We start from the raw sequence: 9,354 nt of genomic DNA, 5'->3' as shown, positions 1-9,354 counted from the left end.
AGATGTGTATAAGAGACAGGTGTAGGGTGTGGGGACAAGGAGGACAAGGGGGCAAAGGGGGACAAGAAAGCAACTACCAATTACCAATTACCCATTACCCATTACCCATTTATCAATCCAATTCGTTTTCAAACACTGAGGCGATCGCTTTTTTGGCGTTGCTGCGAAATTCGACTATATCTACGCGACTGAGTAACCAAATTGCTAGTACCATTAACAACGCTTGAATGGTAAATACCAAACCGTAAGCTAGCACTGGGGCTGAAAATAGCTGTTTGCCTACGTCTAATATTGCCCCTCCACTGACTGTTGCCGTTGCCCGCGCTAATGCCTGCGCCAGCCCCCACGCGCCAATAAATGTCCCTGCTGTTTCTGCTGCCGTAAAGTCTAGCATTAAACTCAATGCACCCGTGGTGGTCACGCCAGAAGCCAAGCCGAATAGGACTAATGCTCCCTGCAAAACTTGGCGATTAGCAGTAAAACCCGATGCAATGACGAGTCCTACACTCAGAGCAACTAGGATACAACCGATTTGAGTCGTTTTTTGCTTGCCAATCCGTGGCACGATTAAAAAGCCCGTGCTACCAATTCCTAGTAACGTACCCGTACCCCAAAAAGCATTCAGCCTCGTAGTTTCCGCAACGCACATTCCGAAGACTTCCCCGCCATAAGGTTCCATCACTGCTTCTTGCATGAATAAGCTGAGTGTCATGGCGAGGAGAAAGGTGAAGAATAAACCCGTTTGACGGCTGGCGGTTAGGACTTTCAGCGCCCTAGATATGGTAATTTGGTCTTCTCTATCTGCGACTATCGATCGCGAAGTGTAGCGAGAATACTTTTTTTCTACACCAAACGTTGATAGTAGAGCTAACCCAGTGACAACTCCCGGCAAAATGAAAAATAAGCGGTTAATCGAGCTTTGTAGGATAGCAAGTTGAGCGGGTTGACTGTAAAGCGATACTGTTCCTACAGCTGACTCTTGACAAGTGGAGGCAGCGGGCAGAAGTTTGGAGCTGATAATTGCCCCAATCACAATTCCTACCATGAGCATTGACCACACAACACCTACGAGTTTCGAGCGATCGTCTTCATCGGAAACATCGACGAGCAAAGCGGCAAAAGGGGTAGAACTAGAACTGAGTGCCAGCCCGTACAAAGCAAAGATTCCTGCCAATAACGCTATCCAACCATAGGTAACGAAACTCCAGCCTTGGTTGTATATACTGCTGCCAAGTTGCCACATAACTTGGACTGCAAGAAAGGCAGCGATCGCAAATAATGCCGCACCAATCCAAATGTAACCCGTGCGGTGATTGCTCCACATCTTTTTGGCATCAGACATTTGCCCGAACCACAGGCGCGAGGGAGCCACAAACTGATGCATGGCGATCGTTCCTGCTGCTAGGGTAGCCGGAATTGCCAATTCTTTAATCGCAATCCGATTGAGGACTCCCAGGGTGAGAACGGACATCATCCCCAGTCCCATTTGAAATAAGCCTAACCGGAACATAGTCAGGATATTAATTTTAGGAGGTAACTGTTCTCGTTCGGACAAGCTACTTTTCGCCATATTTTTTATAAAAACAACTATTTATCGATACATTTTCTGCTTTCTTTTAGGATAAACCTTAGCCAGAACTGCGATCGCGACGGCAACGCTACACTAAGAGTGTGTAAAGAAGTGTAAATAGGTACGATAAAATTGGAAACTATCAAATTAGGTCAGGATGGCGCTGCTGTTTGTCCTTTATGCATTGGAACGTGGGCGTGGGGCGACAAACTATTTTGGAACTATGGCAGCGATGAGGAGGATGCCAAGCAGCTACAGGTAGCCTTCCAAGCCGCAATGGATGCAGGGACAACGTTCTTTGACACGGCGGAAGTTTACGGGTTTGGTACGTCAGAAAAGTATTTGGGGCAATTCATCCAACAAAGCGATCGCCCCATTCAGATTGCGACGAAATTCGGTCCCGCGCCTTGGCGGTTTACAGCTCAATCCGTCTCTGATGCGCTGACGGAAAGCCTCAAGCGTCTGGGTTTGGAGCGAGTCAGCCTCTACCAAGTCCACTGGCCTTTCAGCTTTTTCATGAGTCAAGAAACGCTGATGAATGCCCTTGCCGATGAAGTGCAACGGGGCAGAATCGAGGCAGTAGGAGTCAGCAACTATTCCGCAGAACAAATGCAGCAAGCATACAAAATTTTGGCAGCCCGTGGAGTCAAGCTGGCTAGCAATCAAGTCCGCTACTCGCTTTTAACGCGGCAAATTGAAACGAACGGCATTCTCGACACGGCACGACAACTAGGCGTAACAATCTTGGCTTACAGTCCTCTAGCACAAGGCTTGTTAACTGGAAAATACACGGCTAGTAGTGCCGAGAAGCCTACAGGCGCACGCCGGATCGATCCTCGTTTTAGCAAAGAAGGTTTGCAAAAAATCGAACCAGTGATTTCGATCTTGAAAAAAATTGGCGATCGCCACGGACGCACCCCCGCTCAAGTTGCCCTTAATTGGTTAATTGCTCAAGGTAACCTAGTTGCGATCGCGGGTGCAAAAAATGCCAACCAAGTCCAGCAAAATGCTGGCGCTCTCGGCTGGCAAATGACGGACGAAGAAATAACTCAGTTAGAGCAAGTGACTCGTCCGTGGCTTTATTAGGGAGTCGGGAGTCGGGGGTTGGGAAATTTTGGATAATGGAATTGAATTTCTCCCTTGTCCTCCTTGTCTCCCTTGTCCTCCTTGTCTCTCTTATCTTTAAAAACCCTATGCTCTAGTTTTCTCGTGCCGTGCGCAGTTTGGGTTTAGCAACTGAGCGCTTGTCTGAGCTGGAAAACTCTTTTTCTCCGTTGCGATCGCGTTTGGCTAAGCGAGGCTTGGGAGTGGAGCGCTTTTCGTCTGCTATGTCGTCTTCAGCGGAGTCGAGCCACGCTGGACGGGTTTTGTCATAAGCCATTTGTAAAGCAGCTGCGGCGATCGCGTGTGCGTCGTATTCTTCACTCAGTTCGCGCACGATTGGCAAGAAGGAGGCTAATCTTTCCCCAGAGAGAACTTCCCGCAGTTGTTCTTGCAGTTTTTCAATTTGCCGCGCTTCGATTTGCGCTTTGGTGGGGACGTAGCTAACTTTCAAGCTTTGGCGAACGTGACGTTCGATCTGCTGCTGTTTGCGGCGATCGAACGGTTGGATGAGGGAAATTGCCGTGCCTTCTTTTCCGGCTCTACCCGTGCGTCCGATCCGATGAACGTAAGTTTCTACGCTGTCAGGTAAATCGTAGTTAATAACGTGAGTTAAATGATCTACGTCTAAACCGCGTGCGGCGATGTCTGTTGCAATCACCCACCGTACTTGCTTGTTGCGGAACCGCGATAGCAGGCGCTCCCGTGCTTGTTGGGTTAAATCGCCGTGATATTCGTCGGCGCTATAACCCGATGCTTGCAGTTGACTGGTGAGATCTGCTGCTGTTTTGCGAGTTTTGACAAATATGATTGCAGATTCTGGGTCTTCCAATTCTAAAATTGGCTGCAATGCTCTTGCTTTTGTCCAATGACGCGGTACGAGGTAAGCGACTTGACTAATTTTAGTAGGAGCAGCTTTTGGCTGGTCTACCGTAACTGTGACGGGCGAGTGTAAAAACTTCCCGACTAACATCTGAATTGCGCTTGGCATTGTTGCCGAAAACAAAGCTGTTTGTCGCTCTTTTGGTGCGGAAGCAAGAATTTTTTCCACATCATCAATGAAACCCATGCTCAGCATTTCATCGGCTTCGTCAAGTACGACAAATTTCACTTTATCTAGCTTAAGATTGCCGCGATCGAGCAAGTCAATCACTCGCCCTGGCGTACCAACCACAATTTGTACGCCGCGATTGAGCTGCTGAATTTGGCGTTCAATTGATTGCCCGCCGTAGATAGCTAGAATGCGGCTTTCGTTTCGATCTACAAAGCTTTTCATTGCTTGGCAGACTTGAACGGCTAATTCCCTCGTAGGAGTGAGAATTAGCGCTTGTACTGCCTTACTTTGATGGTCGATTTGCTCTAGAATCGGCAAAGAAAATGCGGCTGTTTTACCCGTACCTGTTTGAGATTTGCCAACGACATCGCGCCCTGCTAATAATTGGGGGATTGCCTGTACTTGTATATTGGTTGGTGTAGTGAATCCAATTTTTTCTAATTGTTGAATACGGCTTTCTGAAAGACCTAAGCTTTCAAAGGATAAATTCATTTAAGCTCCTAAACTACTCTGTTTTTTCTACTTTTGTTATCGATTGTTATCGATCGATAGCTATGCGCTATTAGCTACTCACAACCTCACCCTTGAGATCGTATGGCTCAGCCTCGGTAATTTTGACTGGCACGATTGAACCTAACCTAGCTACACCTTTGACGTAGACTAAACCATCTACCTCTGGTGAAAACCGAGCTGAACGTCCGATATATTCTCCAGTTTCAGGATTTTCTTGCTCGATTAAAACATCCACAACTTTGCCTTCTTGCGCCTGATTTCTTTGCCAAGAAATCGGTTGCTGGAGTGCCATTAATGCATCTCGTCTTGCATCCATAATTTCTTGAGGAATTTGATTCGGCAGGCTGTAAGCTGGAGTTTCCTCTTCTGGAGAAAATGTAAACACACCCACATGGTCAAATTCGTGGCGTTCGACAAACTGCATCAGATGCTCGAAGTGCGCGTCTGTCTCGCCAGGAAATCCTACTATAAATGTTGTCCGTACAACTGCCTCTGGGATTGCCGTTTTAATCCGTTCGATAATACTGTCATTGACCCGACCTTGCCAAGGGCGGTTCATCGCACGGAGAATTTCAGGATGGGAGTGTTGTAAGGGTAGGTCTAAATACGGTAAGACATTTGGCGTGGCTCGAATTGCCTCGATGACTTTCGGTGTCAACCCTGTTGGATAAGCATAATGCATCCGAATCCAAGGAACATCGACTTTACCTAAAGCAACTAACAGTTCCGCTAATTTTGGTTCGCCGTACAAGTCTACACCATAATTAGTGGTAATTTGGGAAATCAAGATAATTTCCTGTACCCCTTGAGCGGCGAGTTGCTTTGCTTCTGCCACAATCGATTCGATCGAGCGCGATCTTTGATTTCCCCTTAAGTGAGGAATAATGCAAAAAGCGCAACGGTAATCGCATCCTTCTGCCACCCGCAGGTATGCAACTCCTTCCGTCGTCGTGCGATAGCGAGGTGTAGTTTCGTCAGCGATATATGTTGGTTCGGGCGAGACAAGCTTTACTTTTTCTCCCTTTTCTACCCGCTCGATTACGTTTACAATTTGGTGATAGTCTCCCGTACCGATCGCGGCTACCGCTTCTGGGATCTCTTCTAGCAGTTGTTCCTGAAAGTGCTGTGCCATGCAGCCCATAATGACAATTTTTTTATTTGCTTCTGCTAGCTCGACTATAGTACGAACCGATTCTTGACGCGCTGCTTGAATAAAGCTACAAGTATTGACGACAACATAATCAGCTAGTTCTTCGTCGTTATCGACTTCGTATCCAGCTTGAACGAGGAGTCCGATCGTGTGTTCCGTATCTATTCGATTTTTCTCGCAGCCTAGATGAGAAAATGCAATTGTTGGCTTTTTGCCCATGAAATCAATTTAAGTGTAAGTAGAGACAGGGTTTTTCAGTCGTTCTATTGTAGCGATCGCTTCCAAAACGGCTTTCCCGTTTGATGCTACACCCCTATGGCTCTCTGCTCACTGGATGCGGTCAATGCAATCGCTCAACCTATGCAATCTATATAGTAGCGTAATGAATGAAAATTTACAATATTTTACAAAAATTATTTGCTAGGGAGCAGGGAGGAAGAGAGCTGAGGGAGCGCAAGGTTGCTGAAGGAGCAATTTCAAGCCGCAAGTCGCTATGCTCGCAGTCGCAATTAAAACACTCACCACTCACTACACCCTACACCCTTTCTTCACGCACCACTCACCACCCAACTACCAACTACCAACTACCAACTACCAATTACCGCTCTATGCAGCACTATAAGAAGTTATGATTTGTCTTAGCCTACTTCTAAATAAGTGCGTCCGAAGTATTGTAAAGACGTGGATCTGAATCAGACATTTAAAACCGATCGCCCTATCATTGGAGTCGTACATTTATTACCCCTGCCTACCTCGGCTCGCTGGGGTGGAAGTTTAGCTGCTGTCATTGACAGGGCAGAACAGGAAGCTACAGCTTTAGCTTCTGGTGGAGTAGATGGAATTATTGTCGAAAATTTTTTTGACGCACCTTTCGTTAAAGAGCGAGTCGATCCAGCAGTCGTCAGCGCCATGACACTGATCGTACAGCGGCTCAAACAGCTAGTAACTCTACCGATCGGACTGAACGTATTGCGAAACGACGCACATAGTGGATTAGCGATCGCCAGTTGCGTGCAGGCACAATTCATTCGCGTCAATGTTCTAACAGGCGTAATGGCAACAGATCAAGGCATTATTGAAGGACAAGCTCACAGCCTTTTGCGCTATCGGCGAGAACTTGGTAGCGATGTCAAAATCTTTGCGGACGTATTGGTAAAGCACGCTCGTCCTCTCAGTTCTACCAATTTAACCAATGCCGTACAAGACACGATCGAGCGGGGACTAGCCGACGCAGTGATTCTGTCTGGTTGGGCAACGGGTAACCCGCCCAACTTAGAAGACCTAGAACTGGCGACAGCAGCAGCCAACGGCACGCCAGTTTTTATTGGCAGTGGTGCGGATTGGGAAAATATTTCTACTTTAATGCCAGCCGCAGATGGAGTGATTGTTTCTAGTTCTCTCAAACGTCACGGACGACGGGAACAGCCAGTCGATCCGATTCGCGTCAGCCAGTTTGTCGAAGCCGCACGTCGCAGTTTTACAAAAGTAGCTAGTTTGAAGGGAGTCGGGAGTCGGTAGGGGCGGGTTTCTAAACCCGCCCGTACGGGAGTCGGGAATAAGTGGTGAGTGGGGAGAATTCGGAAGCGCGGAATTGGTGATTTGGTAATGGGTAATGGGTAATTGGTGGTTGTTGGTTGTTGCACCTGAAGCTCACCTGCACACAAAGCCCACCTACCCCTCTGCTCCCTACTATGTAACGGAGTTGTGATATTGCCCAAGGGTCGTAAAAAGGTTCCGTTATGATTGACAAAGCTAATAATTAGTTGTCATTTATTAATTATCATTTGTCATTTGTTTATGATACGCCGACGTTCTACACCTTGGATTCATCGCTGGTCTCGCCCCGCGATCGCTGCGATCGCCGGAGTGGGGGCGCTGGTCACGGCATACTTAACTATAGAAAAGTTGATGGGACGCACGCCTGGATGTCTCGCTAGCGCGGGTGCTGAGGCGAGTTCTAGCTGCGCGGATGTCCTTTCAAGTCCTTGGGCAACTGTATTTGGCTTACCTTTGGCTTTATTCGGTTGTTTGGCTTATACGAGTATGGTCGTGTTTGCCCTGACTCCCCTAGCAGTTAATCCAACTCAAAATAAAGCACTCCGCTCTCAGTTGGAGAATGTGACGTGGATGCTGCTATTAGCAGGGGCGATCGCCATGTCCGTTTTTAGCGGCTACTTAATGTACGTGCTATTTGCTAAAATCAACGCCTTTTGCTTGTACTGTATTGCCTCGGCGCTCTTCTCGGTTAGTATGCTAACCCTGACACTATTAGGTCGCTCCTGGGAAGACGTAGGGCAAATATTATTTACAGCATTGATAGTAGGAATGGTCACGCTAATTGGTACGCTTGCCGTTTATGCGGACGTAGAAAAACCAAATGATACTACTACTGCACAACAAGTCCAGCTAGAGCCTGCTGGAGATCCCATCCCAGGAGTTGGTTGGCAGATTACAACGACTTCTGGAGAATCAGAAATCGCACTGGCAAAACATCTTAAAGAGATTGGAGCTAAAGAATACATCGCTTGGTGGTGTCCCCACTGTCACGAACAAAAGCAACTATTTGGCAAAGAAGCTTACAGTTATATCAACCATATTGAGTGCGCTCCCCCTAAAGCCAAAAAGCTAGCACCCGAATGCGAAGCAGCCAAGATTCAAAGTTTTCCCACTTGGGAGATTAACGGTAAACAATATGCAGGTGTGAAGTCTTTGAAGGAATTAGCAGAAATTTCTGGCTATAAAGGACAGACGAATTTCAAGAACTTTCCGAATGCATTTCAGTAGTTAGTTATTAGTGACTAGTCACGAGTCACTAGTCACTAGAACAAAACTCAGAATTTAGCCACTCACCCCTCACTCCTCACTCCTTAACCCTCCTTTGCTATCTCGTAAACAGCGAGTTTGGATTACAATTTTTAGCGCTGCTATTTGCTTGTTGCTACGCTTCAGTGGTTTACTACAGCCTTTGGAGTGGGCGGCTTTAGATCGGTTTTTTCGCCTGCGTCCTTGGGAAGCGCAAGACACTAGGATTGCAATTGTGGCGATCGATGAGGCAGATTTACAGCAAGTCGGGCAGTGGCCCTTACCAGATCGGGTAGTTGCCGAATTGTTGCAAAAAGTGAGTGTTGCCAAGCCTCGCGCTATAGGTTTAGATATTTATCGCGACTTGCCCGTACCTCCAGGTCAGCAGGAATTACGCCAAGCTTTGACGATCGTTGACAATTTAATCGGTATAGAACAACTGGGCGATCGCTCTAGGGTCGCCCCATCGCCCTTTTTGGATCGGCTGGATCGCGTTGGTTTTAACAATGTTGTCTTAGATGCTGATGGTAGGGTGAGGCGAGGGTTGCTGTACTGGTCTACACCTACAAAACTACATGAAAGCTTCGATTTGAAGCTAGCTTTAACGTACCTGCAAGCAGAAGCGATCGCGTCCCCATTAATCGAGAACAATTTTCAGGCGTTGCATTTGGGTCAAGCCGTGTTTCACCGCTTTCAGCCCCACGATGGCGGTTATGTCGGTGCTGATGCTGGTGGATATCAAATCCTCGCTAACTTTCGTCACCCCAGCACGAATTTTCTCCGAGTGTCGATGAGTGACGTACTGGCTGAGCGAGTACCAGCAGAAATATTTCGCGATCGCATTGTCATTATCGGTTCTACTGCCCCTAGCTTAAAGGATTTTTTCTATACTCCCGATAGCGCCAGTCCCCTATGGGGAGCAGCTCAACCGATTGCCGGAGTAGAACTACATGCTAATTTTGTTAGCCAAATTGTCAGCGCAGCTTTAGGAGAACGCCCCTTAATCCACGTCTGGTCGGATTTTTGGGAAAGTGCGTGGATAGTGGCTTGGATCGTGGTGGCAGCAAATCTCAGTTGCCGTTGGCAGATCGTCTATTCCACAATTTACGTGCTGCTGGCGGCTTTAGGCTTAATTAGCATTACTTTTCTTTCTTTTTTTCAAGG

The 9,354-nt window shown here is 47.3% G+C and carries 8 protein-coding genes; 5 read left to right on the top strand and 3 right to left on the bottom strand.

Features of this window, described 5'->3' with window-relative positions; genetic code table 11:
- Positions 1–112: 112 nt before the first annotated feature.
- Positions 113–1,570: a BCD family MFS transporter gene (locus C7Y66_RS28970; protein WP_106548191.1), complete on the bottom strand. Its 1,458-nt coding sequence runs from the start codon at positions 1,568–1,570 to the stop codon at positions 113–115.
- Positions 1,571–1,702: 132 nt separating this feature from the next.
- On the opposite strand from C7Y66_RS28970, the gene C7Y66_RS28965 reads away from it, so the two are divergent.
- Positions 1,703–2,656, top strand: a complete 954-nt coding sequence (locus C7Y66_RS28965; protein WP_106548190.1) for an aldo/keto reductase — start codon at positions 1,703–1,705, stop codon at positions 2,654–2,656.
- Positions 2,657–2,768: 112 nt separating this feature from the next.
- On the opposite strand, the gene C7Y66_RS28960 is transcribed toward C7Y66_RS28965, so the two are convergent.
- Both C7Y66_RS28960 and rimO read right to left on the bottom strand, forming a co-directional pair.
- On the bottom strand, positions 2,769–4,217 hold the full coding sequence (locus C7Y66_RS28960; protein ID WP_015155494.1) for a DEAD/DEAH box helicase: 1,449 nt from the start codon (positions 4,215–4,217) through the stop codon (positions 2,769–2,771).
- A 70-nt stretch (positions 4,218–4,287) separates the two neighbouring features.
- On the bottom strand, positions 4,288–5,607 hold the full coding sequence (gene rimO / locus C7Y66_RS28955) for a 30S ribosomal protein S12 methylthiotransferase RimO (RefSeq protein WP_015155495.1): 1,320 nt from the start codon (positions 5,605–5,607) through the stop codon (positions 4,288–4,290).
- Positions 5,608–5,881: 274 nt separating this feature from the next.
- On the opposite strand from rimO, the gene C7Y66_RS33185 reads away from it, so the two are divergent.
- The 4 genes from C7Y66_RS33185 to C7Y66_RS28940 all read left to right on the top strand — a co-directional run.
- A complete protein-coding gene (locus tag C7Y66_RS33185) occupies positions 5,882–6,010 on the top strand; it encodes a hypothetical protein (RefSeq protein WP_255410085.1) in 129 nt (42 codons plus the stop codon).
- Between the two features lie 59 nt (positions 6,011–6,069).
- Complete coding sequence (gene btpA / locus C7Y66_RS28950; protein ID WP_041462514.1) at positions 6,070–6,906, top strand: photosystem I biogenesis protein BtpA; 837 nt, start codon at positions 6,070–6,072, stop codon at positions 6,904–6,906.
- A 279-nt stretch (positions 6,907–7,185) separates the two neighbouring features.
- Positions 7,186–8,172, top strand: coding sequence for a vitamin K epoxide reductase family protein (locus tag C7Y66_RS28945; RefSeq protein WP_106548189.1), 987 nt, complete (start codon positions 7,186–7,188; stop codon positions 8,170–8,172).
- A gap of 94 nt (positions 8,173–8,266) precedes the next feature.
- The coding region (locus tag C7Y66_RS28940) for a CHASE2 domain-containing protein (RefSeq protein WP_146149905.1) at positions 8,267–9,354 on the top strand (1,088 nt) is incomplete at its 3' end.

This window comes from Chroococcidiopsis sp. CCALA 051 (genome assembly GCF_003015105.1).
GTDB lineage: Bacteria > Cyanobacteriota > Cyanobacteriia > Cyanobacteriales > Chroococcidiopsidaceae > Chroococcidiopsis > Chroococcidiopsis thermalis.
Note: the sequence above shows the minus strand (reverse complement) of the source record. Positions and strands in the feature narration are given on the sequence as shown.